Genomic DNA, 17641 nt, shown 5'->3' with positions numbered 1-17641 from the left:
TTCTTCATCAGGGTTCGTCAAATCATAAATTTATCATAGCATACTTTTTTTCTCGGAACAATTTTTTTCTATAAAAAATCAGCCCATGAAAAAGGCACAACCCATAAAGGATTGTGCCTTAGCTTCGTTATTTTTATACCGACTGAAAAATATCAGCCCTCCTGTACGAAGGAAACCAGCAAATCGCCCTGATTTACCTGTTCGCCCTCTTTTACATAAATCTTATCAATCACGCCGTCCTGATTTGCAACAATGGAGGTTTCCATCTTCATTGCTTCAACCGTCAGCAGAGGCTGGTTCTTCTTGACCTCCTCGCCCTCCTTCACCAGAATCTTGGAAACGGTGCCGGGGATGGAGGAGCCAAGGTGGAAGGGATTATTTTTATCTGCCTTCAGCTTGCCGTCGCTCTTTACCTCAAGGTGCTTATCCAGAACCTTAATTTCACGCATTACGCCGTTGATTTCAAAGGTCAGTGTGCGGATACCCTCTGTATTGGGCTCTGTCATATCGATATATTTAATCAGAATATCCTTACCCTCGCCGATTTCGATAGAGGTTTCTTCGCCCTTCGCCAGACCGAAGAAGAATACATCACTGCTCAGCTTGGATACGTCTGTATAAACCTCCTCATGGTTTACATAGTCATCATATACCTTGGGATACAGTGCATAGGAAAGCACATTTCTGGGGTTCACCTTCTTCAGGGCATGTGCTTCATGCAGATGCTTTTCGATAGCTTCCCAATCCGCAGGAGGAAGCAGTGCGCCTGCTCTGCCCTCGATGGGCTTCTGCCCCTTCAGCACGATTTTCTGCAAATCCGCAGGGAAGCCGCCCTCAGGCTGACCGATGTTGCCAAGGAAGTAATCCACAACGGAATCGGGATAGGAAACCTCCGCCCCTTCTGTCATGATGTTATCCTTTGTCAGTCCGTTTTTAGACATGAAGATTGCCATATCGCCAACAACCTTAGAGGAGGGTGTTACCTTAACGATGTTGCCCAGAAGGTCATTCGCATCCTTATACAGGTGCTTGATTTCCTCGAACTGGTCGGCGGAGCCCATTGCCTTAACCTGTGCCAGCAGGTTGGAATACTGACCGCCGGGGATTTCGTATTTATAGATTTCCGTATTGGGTGTCTTCATTTCACTTTCAAAGCCTGTGAAAATCTGACGCACACCCTGATAATAATGGCTCAGCTCAATCAGCTGTTCGGTATTCAGACCGGTATCTCTTTCTGTGCCCTTCAACGCTTCCACAACAGCGTTCATGGAGGGCTGAGAGGTCAGAGAGGACATGGACTGAATTGCAAGGTCAACAATATCCACGCCTGCCTCTGCCGCCATCAGAACGGTGCTGACACCGTTGCCTGTGGTATCGTGTGTATGCAGGTGCAGAGGAATGTGAAGCTCTTTTTTCAGTGTGCTGAACAGCTCCTTCGCCGCATAGGGCTTCAAAAGACCTGCCATATCCTTGATTGCGAAGATGTGACAGCCCATAGCCTCCAGCTCTTTTGCTTTTCTGATATAGTAATCCAGTGTATATTTTGTTTCGTTAGGGTCTAAGATATCCCCTGTGTAGCAGATGGAGCCTTCTACGATTTTGCCTGTATTCAGCGCGACCTCGATGGGCATCTTCATATTTTCCACCCAGTTGAGGGAATCGAAAATACGGAACACATCAATGCCGCGTTCTGCGGAAACCTCAATGAATTTCTGCACCACGTTATCGGGGTAGTTTGCATAGCCGACAGCGTTGGATGCACGCAGGAGCATCTGAATCAGTGTATTGGGCATTGCCGCTCTCAGCTGCTGCAGACGCACCCAAGGGGATTCCTTGAGGAAACGATACGCAACGTCAAAGGTTGCGCCGCCCCATGCTTCTACGGAGAAGGCGTTTGCCATTGCCATATTTGTTGCGGGTGCAGCGGCCATCAGGTCATTGGTACGCAGTCTGGTTGCCATCAGGGACTGATGCGCGTCACGCATGGAGGTATCTGTTACCAGCAGGCGTTTTTCCTTCAAAAGGGACTGTGTATATGCCTTTGCGCCCATCTTGAGGAAGGTATCCCTTGCACCGGGAACCTCAATGGTTTTGCCATTTTCGGTCTTGCCGAAGGAAGGCACAACGATGGGGTCAAACTGCGGCTTCTGTCCCTTGGATTCATTGACAATCTGGTTGCCGATGAATTCCGCAATCTTGCTTGCTCTGTCCTTTCCGGGAATGAAGCGGAACAGCTCAGGTGTTTTTTCGATAAAGGTTGTCGTACATTTCCCTTCACTCCATGTTTCGCTCTGCAAAACATTGATGAGGAAAGGAATATTTGTTTTTACGCCACGGATACGGGTTTCCTTAATCGCACGAATTGCCTTATTGGTCACGCCCTTAAAGGTTCTGTCATGCGCGATAATCTTAACCAGCAGGCTGTCATAATAAGGAGTAACCTCTGCGCCTGTGTGGGCTGTGCCGCCATCCAGACGGATACCGTTGCCGGCAGGGGAACGATATACGTTAATCTTGCCTGTATCGGGCATGAAATTGTTTGCAGGGTCTTCCGTTGTGATACGCAGCTGCACGGAATAGCCGTTGCAGTGTACATCCTCCTGAGAGGAAATGCCGATTTCGGGCGCACTCAGAGGATAGCCCTCCTCAATCAGAATCTGTGCCTGTACGATATCAATACCGGTTACCTCCTCGGAAACGGTATGCTCTACCTGAATACGAGGGTTCATTTCGATGAAGTAGTAGTTTTCATCGGCATCCACCAGAAATTCCAGTGTGCCGGCGTTCTTATAGCCTACATGCTTGGACAGACGCACTGCATCCGCCAGAATTTTTTCTCTGACAGGCTGGCTTACGGTAAAGGCAGGCGCAAATTCGATTACCTTCTGGTGTCTTCTCTGCACGGAACAGTCACGGTCAAACAGATGCACCACATTGCCGTATTTATCGCCAAGCACCTGTACTTCGATATGCTTGGGGTCACGCAGATATTTTTCTACGAAAATTTTATCATCACCGAAGGCCTTCTTTGCTTCGTTTCTTGCTTCTTCAAATTCCTTGGGCATTTCCTCTTCGGAATTTACAATACGCATACCGCGACCGCCGCCGCCGTTGGATGCCTTCAGCATAACGGGATAGCCGACCTTCCGGGCAACCTCCATTACCTCATCCAGACTTCTGACTGCATGGTCAACACCGGGGATGATGGGAACATTGCATTCGATTGCCATTTTCTTGGAAGAAATCTTATCCCCCATTTTATACATGACATCTACATTGGGGCCGATAAAAGCAATCCCCTCCTTTTCGCATGCCTCAACAAATTCGGGATTTTCGGAAAGGAACCCATATCCGGGATGGATCGCATCTACACCTTTTGCTTTTGCAATTTTGATGATGTTTTTGATATCCAGATATGCATCCAGAGGGCCTTTTTCGGGATTCAGCATATAAGCCTCATCGGTTTTTGTGCGGAACAGCGCATATTTATCCTCCTTTGAGAAAATACCTACTGTCTGAATGCCCAATTCATTCAGCGCACGATACACACGAATGGCAATTTCGCCACGGTTTGCAACCAGAACCTTTTTAAATTTTCTAATTTCTACGTTCTGCATGGGGGATACCTCCTTTTTCGGTTTTTGTATAGATTGCTTTGGATGCCAAAGCATTTTTGACTTGTCTTAGAAAAACATAGTTTCTCCCTATTATAATACAGGAATTTCTATTCGTAAACCATAAATTGTGTCGAATACCCATAAGAAATACTTATGTCTTTATATTGTGGACAAAAAACTGTATTCTTTATCCATTTCCTTTTTTCCCAAAGACATGATTCAGAAGTTGTGACAAAAATTTTGCTTCCACCACACGGATATTCTCCAAATGCAGCTCCCGCATGCCGCCTGCGGGAATGAAAACCTGCTTGAAGCCCATGCGGTCCAGCTCCTTGATGCGGCTTTCCACAGAAGGGACACGCTTCAATTCGCCCGTCAGCCCGACATCGGCAAGAAATGCCCAATCCGAGGGAATCGGCTTATCATAAACTGAGGAGGCAATGCTCATCAGCACGGCAAGATTTGCCGCCTGCTCCTTCAGATACAGACCGCCTGTGGTCTTGATGACAACATTTTTATCATAGAGCTTAATGCCGCCCCTCTGCTCCAGAATGGAAATCAGCGTATTCATGGTATCCTTTTTCATGGTTTCGCTGATGCGCGAGGGATACGGCGTGAAGGAAGGGGAAACCAGACTTTCGATTTCCGCAATGACAGGACGAGAGCCCTCCTTCAAAACCGCAATCGCACTGCCAGAAACAGAATCGCCCCTCTCCCGTTTCGTTACAAAATAAGCCGAGGGGTTTTCGATGGACGCAAGCCCTGCCTCTGTCATAGTGAAAAAGCCCATTTCGCCCGTACTGCCGAAGCGGTTCTTCGTTGCAACCAGACACCGCAGCTCATCCGCACCCTCGCCCTCCAGCACAAGCACCGCATCCACCAGATGCTCCAAGGCACGCAGACCTGCGATTTCATCGCTTTTATTCATCTGCCCTATCATCAGCACCGCTCTGGGGCGGCTTTTATTTTTTGCCTGCGCCACCAGAGCAGACGCACATTCCATGGTCTGCGTCGGGTTGCCTGCGCGCGAGGGCAAAAATTCCGCCAGAGAAAAGGTCTGGATGCTGTCCAGAATAATCAGATCGGGGTCAATTTCCCGAATCGCGTCCAATACGTTGTCCATAGAGGTGTCCGCCACAATCCAGATATTTTCCGCAATGGTGTCCAGAATACGGTCTGCACGGTTTTTAATCTGACTGTCACTCTCCTCCCCCGATGCATAAAGCACCCGAAAGCCCTGCTTTGCCAGCGCAGATGCCGCCATCAGGCTCAGAGTGGATTTGCCGCCGCCGGGGGGCGAGGTGATGATGGTGACGGAATCGCGCACAATGCCGCCGCCCATCACGCGGTCAAATTCCGCAATGCCTGTCAGCAGGCGTTGGTCACTGCCCGTTTCCACCTCCGAAAGGCGGGAAACCGGCTGCTTCGGCGCTGCCTTCGCCGCCTTTGTGCTACCCCTGACCTGCGCCGTTTCCGCAAGGGTATTCCATTCGCCGCAATCGGGGCATTTGCCTGCCCATTTCGGGCTTTGATATCCGCAGCTTGTACATTGATAGACTGTTTTGATTTTCATAGCATTCCCTCAATCGTATCTTTTCTATAATAAAAGGACTGCAATCCAACCCATCGGATTACAGTCCCTTTTTGTTTTTTATCAGCCGATTTTTTCGATTGCAACAGAAGGGGTATCCTTACCCAGCTCTACGCTGAAGGTTACCTTGCCTGCCAGATTTGTTTTCATCTTGCCGACATTCACATCGTCAATCAAAATCTTATATTCTGTATCGGGCTCCAGCTCCATGGTAATCTGTGTATCCTCCAGCCCCTCAACGGTAAATTCTGCGCCTCTTTCGTTTACGGTGAAATTATGTACGGTTGCGCCGGGAACTGTTTCCAGCAGCATTTTACCGTTCTTTTCCAGCTTTGTGATTTCCTTAAAGGTTTTGATTTTATATAAGTCACCACTCACTTCAAAATCAAGGACTTTCTTCTTTTCGTCCATCAGATGATTGCCGAAACTGATTGTGCCATTGTCTTCCTGTCTAATCAATTCTTCGATTACTGCCATTTTCAGTACCTCCACTCGCTTCTCTATTGTGCCTCGCCCGAGAAACCCGAAAAAAAGAGATTCCCGACGTTTGAACCTTTGTTTGTGCTCCACTGTCAGCGGATAAAACTACGGTTATGATTATAACACAAAATAGATTGCAGGTATAGCTAATTTTTTGAAATCTTTTGCATAAAATCCTGTATTATTTCACAACGCGGAAGCTGAATCCATTCGTTTTCAGACCAACGGAAACCTTATCCCCCGCTTTGATATTGCCCAGAAGATATTCCTCCGCGAAGGCATCCTCAATCTTAGACTGGATGGCTCTGCGCAGCGGTCTTGCGCCATACGCCTTATCATAGCCCTCCTCGGCAATTTTTTCGATTGCTTTTTTGGTAAAGGAAACCGTGATATTCATATTTTCCTTTACACGCTTTGCCATCACATCCGTCAGAAGCCGCACAATTCTCGTGATTTCCTCCTTTTCCAGCGGATGGAACACGATAATATCATCAATACGGTTCAGAAATTCGGGCTTGAAGATGTTCTTGATTTCATCCATCACACCCTTTTTCATCATTTCATAGCTCTGCTCGGGCGTTTCCACGCTCGTAAAGCCCAGACGCTTGGGTGCGGCAATGCTGCGCGCGCCTGCGTTCGAGGTCATGATGATAACGGTATTCTTGAAGTCCACCTTTCTGCCCTGCCCGTCCGTAATGTGTCCATCGTCCAAAACCTGCAAAAGAATATTGAATACCTCAGGGGATGCCTTTTCGATTTCATCAAACAGCACAACGGAATAAGGATTGCGGCGCACCTTTTCGCTCAGCTGACCGCCCTCCTCATAACCGACATAGCCCGGAGGAGAGCCGACCATTCTGGAAACGCTGTGCTTTTCCATATATTCGGACATATCAATCCGCACCATGGCATTTTCGTCCCCGAAAAGCGCTTCCGCCAGTGCCTTGGAAAGCTCCGTTTTGCCGACACCCGTAGGGCCGAGGAACAGGAAGGAACCGATGGGTCTGTTGCGGTCCTTCAAGCCGACACGCCCACGGCGGACAGCCTTTGCCAGTGCCTTCACTGCTTCATCCTGCCCGATGACTCTTTTATGCAGAACTTCCTCCAGATGGAGCAGACGCTGACTTTCCTCCTCCTGCATGCTCTGCACGGGGATTCCCGTCCAACGGGAAACGATTTCTGCGACATTATCTGCCGTCACCACAATTTCGCCGCTGTCATGCGTGGATTCCCATGCGCGCTTTGCCGCCTTCAGACTGGTACGCAGACCATCCTGCAGCTTTTTGATTTCCGCCGCCTGTTCAAATTCCTCTGTCTTAATGGCAGTCTCCTTTTCCTGCTCCAGCTCTGCAATTCTTGCCTCCAGCTCCTTGATGGAGGTGGGCGCAGTATACGCAGAAAGACGCAGACAGGAGGCTGCTTCGTCAATCAGGTCGATTGCCTTATCCGGCAGGAATCGCTCCGTTACATAGCGTGCGGAAAGCCTAACCGCCGCCGCGATTGCTTCATCCGAAATGCGTACCCTATGGTGCATTTCATAGGGGTCCTTCAGTGCTGTCAGCATTTGCACGGCAACCGCTTCTGTCGGCTCCTCCACGCGCACAGGCTGAAACCGCCGCTCGAAGGCGGCATCCTTTTCGATATGCTTGCGGTATTCCTCAAGGGTGGTTGCGCCAATCAGCTGAATTTCCCCTCTTGCCAGCGCCGGCTTGAGAATATTCGAGGCATCAATCGCGCCCTCTGCCGCACCTGCGCCGATGACGGTATGGATTTCATCAATGAAAAGAATGATATTGCCTGCCGCCTTTACATCCTCCAGAGCCTTTTTCATGCGTTCCTCAAATTCCCCACGATATTTCGAGCCTGCGACCATAGCAGACAAATCCAGAGAAAGAATCCGCTTATGCCGCAGGGTATCGGGCACATTGCCATCACTGATTTTCTGCGCCAGACCCTCCACAATCGCCGTTTTCCCGACACCGGGGTCACCCATCAGGCAGGGGTTATTCTTCGTTCTGCGGCTCAGAATCCGAATGATACGCTCAATCTCCTGCTCTCTGCCGACAATCGGGTCGAATTTTCCCTGCTTTGCCAGTGCCGTCATATCTCGGCTGAATTTATCCAGTGTTTCCGTCTCGGAAATCTCCTCCTTCGGGCGTTCGTGCATCCCCTGCACACCGGCAGGCTGCGCTTCGCTTTCGCCCAGAAGCAGCATGATATCCTCGTACAGTGTTTGAATATCTACGCCCAAATCCTCCAGAAGCGTGATAGCAAGCGTATCCGGTTCACGCAGAAGTGCCAGCAGAATATGCTCTGTCCCGACATAATTTGCCCCCAGACGCACCGCCTCCTGCTTGCTGCGCTCCACCACACGCTTTGCACGCGGTGTCATATCCAAGGGGAGATGAAATTTCTGCTTTTCCCCCTGCATTTCGCAAATGCGCTCCATCACCTGATGGTAGGTCACATTCTGACCCTCCAACGCCTTTGCGGCAACGCTCTGCTGCACCAATGTCAGCCCAAGCAGAATATGCTCTGTGCCGATATATTCATTGCCAAGCTTTGCTGCGGCCTCCTTTGCCCTTTGCAGCACATCAAAGGCCTTTTTTGTATATTTCTCCTGCATCCTATTCACCTTCCTTGGTTTAATTTGTTAGCCATCAATGATTGTGATTGCTAATTTATTCCGGAAAGAAAAGAACCGATACAGGTTCTTCTCCGTAGGTTTCTTCTGATATTCCCATATTATATACCAACTTACTGGAAATTGCAAAGGATACTTCTTACAATTCCGTTAATTCTTCCGAAAAAAGTGAAAACGGCTCCCCTTCAGGCTTGGCGGTAAAGGAAAACGGCTGTTTCGTATCGGGATGGATGCCCTCCAAGCGGTAAGACCAGAGCGCAATCTCCGTTTTGCCGCGCTTCGGAAAGCCTTTGTTATATTTTTTATCCCCCCAGATGGGCACGCCTGCATGAGAAGTCTGGACGCGAATCTGGTGATGCCTGCCTGTTTCCAGCTCGATTTCCGCCAAGGTCAGCACGCCCTGCTCCGTTTCTCTCTCCGCAAGCCTCCGATACCGCAGAGCGGCACGCTTTGCGCCCTTTCTCTCCTTGGAAACCACTTCGGAAAGGTTCGTGCGTGCGTTTTTCAGAAGATAATCCTCTAATCCTCCTTCCGCCGCAGGCAATCTGCCGCAAAGCACCGTCAGATAGGCTTTTTTCAGCCGATGCTCCTGTATTTCCTTCGCAAGAAAGGCTTCTGCCCTTTTCTCCTTCGCAAACAGCATTACGCCGCCGACAGGTCTGTCTAAGCGATGCAGAAGCCCAAGCGGCTGTCCGGTATATTCCTCCAAGGCGGAAAGCAAATCCAAATCTCCTGTTTTATCCGCCTGCGCAGGCATCCCCTGCGGCTTCACTGCCGCAAGCATGACTGCATCCTCATATAAAATCTTCATTCTTTTTCTTCCTTATATAATTAAAATATATTAAATTTCTCTTGCTGCCATTGCGCTTTTCGGCGGCAGGGGCAGCAGCACATTCCCGTTTCGGATGGGATAGGAAAAGCCGAACACCGTAAAGCCGTCCCGATTCGTCATGAGGCAATTTTGCAGCGTGCCTTCTGTCTGCACGCCCATCTGCCAGACAGGGATGGACACCGTCCGGATTTCCTCTGTATTATTCAGCGCAACCAGAATTTTTTCTTTTTCATCGAACCGCCCGTAGGCAAGCACGCCATACGCCCCATAAAGCTGCTTCAGCGAGCCATGGCGTAGAACGGGATACTCTTTCCGCAGGGAAATTGCTGCCTTATGGAAGGCAATCAGCTCCATATCCTCCCTGCCCCAGGGATAGGTGCGGCGGTTATCGGGATCTGTCCAGCCTGTTACGCCTGCTTCGTCCCCGTAATATACGGTCGGCGCACCGTTCCATGTCATTTGCAGCAAAACAGCTTCCCGCAGCACTGCTTTTTCCACATTTGCATCCGCCGCGGCACTGCCCTCTGTTTCCACTCTGCCGATTTGGCGATTGGTGCGCGTGAGAAAGCGGGAATGGTCATGATTGGAAAGCTGATTCATGGCAACAGAAATTGCCTGTGACGGCAGCTTCCCCATCTGATAGCTCATGGTTCCCCAGAACACATCCGCATTATTATACATATCCTCGCGCTTTTCGGTGCTATGCTTGGAAACCCCCGTCAGAAACCATGTGACAGGCTCCATGAAGGCATCGTAATTCATAATGGAATCCCATTGATTGCCCGTCAGCCAAGGGGCGGCATCGCCGTAATGCTCCGCCAGAATCAGCTTATCGGGAGAAACGCTCTTGACCGCAGTGCGAAACATCCGCCAGAAGGCATGGTTGAATTCCTCTGTTTTTCCTAAATCCGCGGCAACATCCAGCCGCCAGCCATCCGCATCAAACGGCGGCGAAACCCAACGCCTTGCAATCGCAAGAAGCTCCTCTCGGAGCGCCGCACAGCCCTCCACATTCAGCTTCGGGTGGTTTTCATAGCCCCACCAGCCCTCGTAGGTGCCATCCGCGTTCCAGTAAAAATAATCATGATAGGGGCTATCCGCATACCGATATGCGCCGCGCAGCTTGCCCCTATAAAGTCCCTCTCTGTCGAGCCATTTATGAAAGGCTCCGCAATGGTTGAAAACGCCGTCCAGAATGACGCGCATCCCTCTTGCGTGCGCCTGCTGTATCAACTCTGCGAAAAGTGCATCCGAGGCGGCAAGGTTTTCGTCCGCTGTTGTGCGAGCGGCATAAAGCGATGCGGTTTCATTCGTTTTGGCATCCGCCGCCAGAACAGAACCGCTTTCTCTGACGATTTTCCCGAAATGGGGGTCGATATGCCAATAATCCTGCGTATCGTATTTATGATTGCTTGGCGAAACAAAAAGCGGATTGAAATAAAGCACCTCTACGCCCAGCTCCGCCAGATAGTCCAGCTTATTGAGCACGCCCTGCAAATCGCCGCCGTAAAAACGGTTAATATCGCTTGCGGCAGGCAGGCTGTTCCAATCCGTGACCTGCTCGGTTTTCTGCTTCAGATAAATATATTCATTCGTTTTCACATCATTGGAGACATCCCCATTGGCAAAGCGGTCGGGGTAAATCTGATACATCACCGCGCCCTTCGCCCAATCGGGGGTTCGGTAATCACGGAAAATCCGAAATTCCCCTTCGTGCTTGTATTCCGAAAAAAAGCCGTATTTTGTATAATAGCCTACTGCTTCGCCGCATTGCAGGCGGAAATAATAGGTCATTTCCTCCGCAGTCGGGGGCAGGGTTGCCTGAAAATAAGAAAAAGCCCCCTGCGTTTCCGCCTCCTCCATGAGATATTCCCGTTCATTCGTGCAGAGGAAAACAGCAGAAACCGTTCCTCTCCCGACACGAAGCCGCACATTGACCCAATCCGCCGCGGTCGGCTCCGCAGGAGAGCGGAACTGCCTTGTTTCATCGCTATAGACTGCCTGTATGCGAAATTCCTCCGCAGACAGACCGAAATTATCATCCATCGGCTTTCACTACCTTCCTTTGCACATCATCGGTTTTTATTATAAGGGGAAAGGACAGGACGTGTCAATTTTTCCGAAAAATTCCCCCGCAAGCAAAAAAAAGAGCGACCAAGCAGTGCTTCAATGCAGTCATCTGCGGTCGCTCCCTCTTTTCTAAAAAAGAGAAGGTATGATGGGTGAAAAATATAGGGGAGTTTTCACAAATCCAGTATAGCATGTGGGGCAATTTTTGTCCAGAAAGGAAAGCCGCTTTGGAAATAAGATAAATTTATAGTTTTCTTTTTACAATAAAATTTTCTTATTAGAAATAAAATCTTCTTATCCGAAATTCCTTATGACATAAAATCCGCAAGCACCTTCGCCAGATTTTCCTCCCCGATGACGCGCATCCCCTCCTGAAGCTGTCTTGCTTCGCCATCCGGCAAGGCGGAAAGCGGCAGCTCTGTCCGCTCCTTCAGGCGCAGCTGCTTTTTTCCATCCTCATAGAAAACCGCAAGAAAGCCTTCATCCTCGCCCAGAACATAAACCTCATCACTCATCCCCTCGATGCTGCACCGCAGAATCACCTGCTCCGATGAGAAAAAGACCACCTGCCAGCCTGTGTAAATGCTCTTTAGCTGTTCCAAATCCAAGCCCTGCAGAAATTCCGGTGCCGGCTCGATGTGCTTTTTCATCACCCTATCCTGCGTATAAAAATATTGATAAACGATTTTCGTTCCGGCATGAATCCGCTTTTTTTCTTCCAAAACGGCATGTGCCTGCGTTTCTGCCGGATGCTGCTCCCCTCTCCAAAGGGCTGCGTAATACCCTGCCAGCAGGCAAACCAGAAAGCTGAGCAGAGCTGCAATGACTGCTGTTTTTCGCATTGTATCACCTCTTTGGAGGGAGTATGGACACAAATATTGGAATTTATACCACAATAAAAAAAGCCATGCGCGAACATGGCTTGCAGATACTTAATACAGATGCAGATGTACGGGAACACCGTTTTTATAGGTACAGGGCAATTCGCCTTGAATGAGGGGCAGAAGATATGTAAGCATTTCCTCTGTCACATCGTTGCCCGCCTCGTTAATCCATTCATCGGGAACGGTTTTCACATGGTTTGCAATCTGCCCGATATCCACGAAATCAATGCCGAAGCGGTAAGGCTGCGCAGAGGTACGACGGATGCAGGCCATTTTGCCTGTGCCGCCGCTGATGGCATAATCTGCCGCCGCCGCGCCAATCAATCTGGATTCATAAATATCGGATGCGGATGCCACATGAGACGCACAACGCTGCATCACATTCAGTTCAATGCTTCTGACCTTGCAGCCGATTTCAAAGCGGAGGATTTCCTCCAGATAGCGCGCCGCACCTGCCAGAATTTTATGCCCGAATGCGTCCGCCGCTCTGTTTTGCAGGGAATCGGTCACATAATCGCCCTCCTCGTTGCGCAGGCCTTCGCTGACCGCAATGACGATAGAGTGCTTTTCCGCCATTTTTTCACGCACATCCTCCAGAAAACGGTCTACAAGGAAGGGTCTCTCGCAAAGATAAATCAAATCGGGCGCAGAATCTCCGTTCAATCTGCCAAGCGTAGAGGAAGCCGTCAGCCAGCCTGCATCCCTGCCCATGATTTCCACAATCGTGATGGAGGGCTGCGCATATACGTTACAGTCGCAGGCAATTTCGGACATCGTTGCCGCAACATATTTCGCCGCAGAGCCAAAGCCGGGGCAATGGTCTGTTTCCATCAGGTCATTATCAATCGTTTTCGGTGCGCCGATGATTTTGACATCATCAATACGCATGCGTTCGCAGAAGCCTGCCAGCTTATGCACGGTATCCATAGAATCATTCCCACCGATATAAACGAAATAACCGATATCATATTTACGGAAAATCCCCAGAATCTTATCATATTCAAAGGTACTTTCCTCCCAATCGGACAGCTTCATGCGGCAGGAGCCAAGCGCAGAGGACGGTGTCTGGCAAAGCAGCTGCAAGGTTTCTGGGTCTGCCAGTGTCTCTGTCAGGTCAATCAGCTTATCCGTCAGGATACCCATAATACCGTTTTTCGCACCATAAATTTTACCAACATTCTGATTGGTCATTGCTTTTTCCACAACGCCTGCCAAGGTCGCATTGATGGCAGCAGAAGGCCCGCCGGATTGGGCAACCAGAAGATTTTTCATAGTAACCAGCCTTTCCTGTCCCTGAAAAAAGGACATCTCAAATTCATTTCCCAGCAATTTTTTAGCAATTTTTTAACGGGTAAACCAAAAAAAGAAAACCATGCCCCAAAAAAATAATTTACAGGACATGGTTATTATAACACGTTTTTATGAAATTGCAAATCAGCCAAGAATCAGCTTTAAGAAGAACAGAATTGCAATGATGACGATAACGGGATTCAGCTCGTTCTTTTTGCCGCCGAACAGCTTCAGCAGTACATAGGAAATTACGCCGAATACCAGACCCTCGGAAATGCTGTAGCATACAACCATCATCAGGATTGTCATGAATGCAGGGAAGCCTTCTGTGTAATCAGAGAAATCAATATCTCTTACGTTTTCAACCATCATCAGACCAACAACAACCAGTGCAGGTGTAGTAGCAAAGGAAGGGATGGTTGTCAGGATGGGAGAGAACAGCAGTGCAACCAGGAACAGGACACCTGCTGTGAGTGCTGTCAGACCGGAACGACCGCCATCGGAAACGCCGGATGCAGATTCAACGAAGGTGGTTACTGTAGAGGTACCCAGAACGGCACCAACGGTGGTTGCCAATGCGTCTGCGAACAGTGCGCCCTTGATTCTGGGCAGCTTGCCCTCCTTATCGAGGAAGCCTGCCTTTGTGGATACCCCAATCAGTGTACCCAGTGTATCGAACAGGTCAACGAACAGGAATGCAAAAATCACAACGATAAAATCGAAGATGGAAATACCGGAGAAGCTCAGCTTGCCGGCAATGGGTGCGATGCTGGGGGGTGCGGAAATCAGACCTGTGGGAATCAGGGAATATACGCCTGCTTCCACATCAACCACATAAACCCCTGCAAGCTGGCAGATGATACCCAGAATCCATGTAATCAGGATACCAACCAGAAGTGCGCCCTTTACCTTTCTGATAACCAGCACCAGTGTGATGATGGTACCAATCAGAGCAAGTGCAACGGGAACGGTCTTTACATCACCAAGGCTGACGCAGGTAGAAGCATTATTGATAACAACACCTGCATTCTGCAAGCCGATGAATGCGATATACATACCGATACCGACGCTGACCGCTTTTTTCATGTTTGCGGGAATGGCATTGAAGATTGCTTCACGCACATTGACTGCGGATAAAATAATAAAAATGATACCTTCCACAAATACTGCCGCCAATGCAACGTGCCAGCTATACCCCTTCTGTGCGCAAATGGTAAAAGCAAAATACGCATTCAGCCCCATACCGGGTGCCAGAACAAAGGGATAGTTTGCAAAAAATGCCATAAAGAATGTACCTAAGGCAGAAGCGATACAGGTTGCTGTCAGAAGCGCACCGGCATCCATGCCTGTGGTAGAGAGGATGCTGGGGTTAACCACGAGGATGTACGCCATCGTCATGAAGGTGGTCAAGCCTGCCATCAGCTCTGTTTTGAAGGTGGTTTTATTTTCCTTCAACTTGAAACACTTTTCAATAAAATCCAAAAGAAACCCTCCTTTTATAATGATAAAATACCAACTCCCACATTATATCTGTTTTTTCTTGAACTTTCAACTCTTTTTCCCTTGTGTTTCCACAAAAAACTTTTATCCGTCCCATAAAATATTCTTATCTGTTTTTCGGAAAAATACACAGATAGCGCGCTGCTTTCTCTTGTCAATCTTTTTTTGCTATGGTAAGATAGAAAAAAGAAACGATAGTAAGCAGACCGTCGGCACTGCCGGCGGTTTTCTCATTCTTTTTCTATCATGAAAAAAATAAAACTTTTCATAAAAACGGAGGGATATAATGAATCAAGAAATGATCCTCATTCTGGACTTCGGCGGTCAGTATAACCAGCTGATTGCCCGCCGTGTCAGAGAACATCATGTATACTGCGAAATCATGCCCTGGAAAAAATCCTTGGAGGAAATCAAGGCGAAAAACCCCAAGGGCATCATCTTCACAGGCGGCCCCAACAGCGTTTACGATGACGCTTCTCCTAAGGTTGACCCTGCCCTGTTTTCTCTGGGCGTACCCATTCTGGGTATCTGCTACGGCTGTCAGCTGATGGCGTACACACTGGGCGGCAAGGTTGGACATGCTGCCGAGCTGAGTGAATATGGCAAGGCTGAGGTTGCCTTCGATACCACAAGCAAGCTGCTAAAGGGCATCGGCGCAAATGAAATTTGTTGGATGAGCCACACGGATTATGTGACAGAGCTGCCCGAAGGCTTCCGTATCATCGGAAAAACCCCTACCTGCCCCGCGGCTGCCATCGAATGTGAAGCAAAGGGCTTCTATGGCGTGCAGTTCCACCCTGAGGTAAACCATACACCCAAAGGCTCTGCATTGATTAAAAACTTCCTGTTTGAGGTCTGCGGCTGCAAGGGCGATTGGACAATGACAAACTACATCGAAGACCAGATTAAAAAAATCCGCGAGCAGGTTGGCGACGGCAAGGCTTTGTGCGCCCTCTCCGGCGGCGTGGATTCCTCCGTTGTTGCGGCTTTGGTTTCCAAGGCAATCGGCAAGCAGCTGACCTGCGTTTTCGTTGACCATGGTCTGATGCGTAAAAACGAAGGCGACGAGGTAGAACAGATTTTTGACGGCTATTTCGATTCTCATTTCGTAAGAGCAAATGCACAGGAGCGTTTCCTTTCCAAGCTGAAGGGCGTAACCGACCCCGAACAGAAGCGTAAAATCATCGGCGCGGAATTTATCCGTGTATTTGAAGATGAAGCAAGAAAAATCGGCAAGGTAGATTATCTGGTGCAGGGTACGATTTATCCCGATATCATCGAAAGCGGTCTGGGAGATTCCGCAGTCATCAAATCCCATCATAACGTAGGCGGTCTGCCCTCCGTTGTTGATTTTGAGGAGCTGATTGAACCCCTGCGCCTGCTGTTTAAGGATGAGGTGCGTCAGATGGGTCTGGAGCTCGGTCTGCCGGAATATCTGGTATATCGTCAGCCCTTCCCCGGTCCCGGTCTGGGTGTGCGCGTGATTGGCGAGGTAACAGAGGATAAGGTTGCGATTTTGCAGGATGCGGATGCGATTTTCAGAGAGGAAATCGCAAAGGCAGGTCTGGACAGAGACATTAACCAGTATTTCGCGGTTATCACAGATGTGCGCTCCGTTGGCGTTATGGGCGACTTCCGTACCTACGATTATACCATTGCCCTGCGCGGCGTAACCACAACCGACTTCATGACTGCCGATTGGGCAAGAATCCCCTATGAGGTGCTGGATAAGGTTTCTACCCGTATCGTAAATGAGGTAAAGCATGTCAATCGTATCGTGTATGATATCACCTCTAAGCCACCCGCAACGATTGAGTGGGAATAATTTCAGAGGCCCGGAAAAGCCTGATATGACTGGGCTTTTGAGGGGTTAAGGCCCTTCGTGGCAACGATTTGGCAACATTTTTCATTATTCATAAAAAGAGAGCTAACTGATTTTGATTAGTCAGTTAGCTCTCTTTTTCTTTTTATTATTGTCCTGTGCAACAAACGCCCTCTCCCGTGGCCTACAAGTGAGAGGGTCAAGCGAGATCCCGGGGCGGTGTCTTCACATAGTTCTGGGTCTTGTCAAACTCCGGATAGTGGTAGCGCCACTTGTCGTAATCCTCTTTGGAAATCTCGCCCGCCTCCAGCATAGCGGCGGCCTGCTGCCAAGAGCAGAGCATTTCATGCAGCTGGGCAGCGTCCTTGTTCTTCCGAACATCGACCTTCAAGCAGATTTCTCCATCCATCTCGCTGATCTTGAGCCCGTAGTTGTCTTCCAGAGTAAACAGCGTGTGCATCAACCCCACATAGGAGTCTATGTCCGGAATAGAGAGCGCATGGGGCGAGACATCCAGCACCTCAGCCAGAGCAGCGGTCAGGTCTGCTTTTGGGGTTCTTGATCCTGTTTCGTACTGTGCAAGGCGTACATCAGCAGACTTCTCCGGGAAGCCCAGTGACATGCCGAGATATTTCTGTGTCATCCCCCGCAGGAGACGGAAATAGTGAATTCGTTCACCAATCGCCATATCATCAACTCCAATCGTTGGTTGTCTTTATAAAAAGCGTAGCAGAAATGCTTAGGAAAGTCAAGAGAATACTAAACAATTTTATTTAATTTATTTTGCGTACGCCGATTGACATAAGCTATTATGCTTAGTATAATAACAATAAGCAAAGCATATTTGCTTAGTTGTGATAGCTGAAGAAAATTTCTTCAAAATTCTTGGGTGCAAAATCCAAAAAAAGTGG

Annotated in this window: 11 protein-coding genes; 1 reads left to right on the top strand and 10 read right to left on the bottom strand. The window is 49.0% G+C overall.

Annotated elements, in window-relative coordinates:
• Window positions 1-152 precede the first annotated feature (152 nt).
• The 9 genes from GPK49_RS06725 to GPK49_RS06685 all read right to left on the bottom strand — a co-directional run bounded on the left by GPK49_RS06725 (window position 153) and on the right by GPK49_RS06685 (window position 14827).
• On the bottom strand, window positions 153-3617 hold the full coding sequence (locus GPK49_RS06725) for a pyruvate carboxylase (RefSeq protein WP_215677090.1): 3465 nt from the start codon (window positions 3615-3617) through the stop codon (window positions 153-155).
• A gap of 187 nt (window positions 3618-3804) precedes the next feature.
• On the bottom strand, window positions 3805-5190 hold the full coding sequence (gene radA, locus GPK49_RS06720; protein WP_215677089.1) for a DNA repair protein RadA: 1386 nt from the start codon (window positions 5188-5190) through the stop codon (window positions 3805-3807).
• 81 nt (window positions 5191-5271) lie between these two features.
• On the bottom strand, window positions 5272-5685 hold the full coding sequence (locus GPK49_RS06715) for a hypothetical protein (protein ID WP_016408134.1): 414 nt from the start codon (window positions 5683-5685) through the stop codon (window positions 5272-5274).
• 184 nt (window positions 5686-5869) lie between these two features.
• On the bottom strand, window positions 5870-8314 hold the full coding sequence (locus tag GPK49_RS06710) for an ATP-dependent Clp protease ATP-binding subunit (protein WP_215677088.1): 2445 nt from the start codon (window positions 8312-8314) through the stop codon (window positions 5870-5872).
• Window positions 8315-8471: 157 nt separating this feature from the next.
• Window positions 8472-9143: an RluA family pseudouridine synthase gene (locus tag GPK49_RS06705; protein WP_215677087.1), complete on the bottom strand. Its 672-nt coding sequence runs from the start codon at window positions 9141-9143 to the stop codon at window positions 8472-8474.
• Window positions 9144-9173: 30 nt separating this feature from the next.
• Window positions 9174-11210 (bottom strand): glycoside hydrolase family 13 protein, encoded by a 2037-nt coding sequence (locus tag GPK49_RS06700; protein ID WP_215677086.1) that lies wholly within the window; start codon window positions 11208-11210, stop codon window positions 9174-9176.
• 332 nt (window positions 11211-11542) lie between these two features.
• On the bottom strand, window positions 11543-12076 hold the full coding sequence (locus GPK49_RS06695) for a hypothetical protein (RefSeq protein WP_215677085.1): 534 nt from the start codon (window positions 12074-12076) through the stop codon (window positions 11543-11545).
• 90 nt (window positions 12077-12166) lie between these two features.
• Window positions 12167-13426: a 6-phosphofructokinase gene (locus GPK49_RS06690; RefSeq protein ID WP_444876945.1), complete on the bottom strand. Its 1260-nt coding sequence runs from the start codon at window positions 13424-13426 to the stop codon at window positions 12167-12169.
• 126 nt (window positions 13427-13552) lie between these two features.
• Window positions 13553-14827, bottom strand: coding sequence for an NCS2 family permease (locus tag GPK49_RS06685; RefSeq protein ID WP_215677110.1), 1275 nt, complete (start codon window positions 14825-14827; stop codon window positions 13553-13555).
• Window positions 14828-15194: 367 nt separating this feature from the next.
• Between GPK49_RS06685 and guaA the strand changes: the two genes are divergently transcribed.
• A complete protein-coding gene (gene guaA / locus GPK49_RS06680; protein WP_016408127.1) occupies window positions 15195-16733 on the top strand; it encodes a glutamine-hydrolyzing GMP synthase in 1539 nt (512 codons plus the stop codon).
• A gap of 196 nt (window positions 16734-16929) precedes the next feature.
• Here guaA and GPK49_RS06675 read toward each other — a convergent pair whose 3' ends face one another.
• Window positions 16930-17418 (bottom strand): helix-turn-helix domain-containing protein, encoded by a 489-nt coding sequence (locus tag GPK49_RS06675; protein WP_215677084.1) that lies wholly within the window; start codon window positions 17416-17418, stop codon window positions 16930-16932.
• Between the last annotated feature and the right edge of the window lie 223 nt (window positions 17419-17641).

This window comes from Clostridium sp. MCC345 (assembly GCF_018785345.1).
Lineage (GTDB): Bacteria > Bacillota > Clostridia > Lachnospirales > Anaerotignaceae > Anaerotignum_A > Anaerotignum_A faecicola.
Note: the sequence above shows the minus strand (reverse complement) of the source record. Positions and strands in the feature narration are given on the sequence as shown.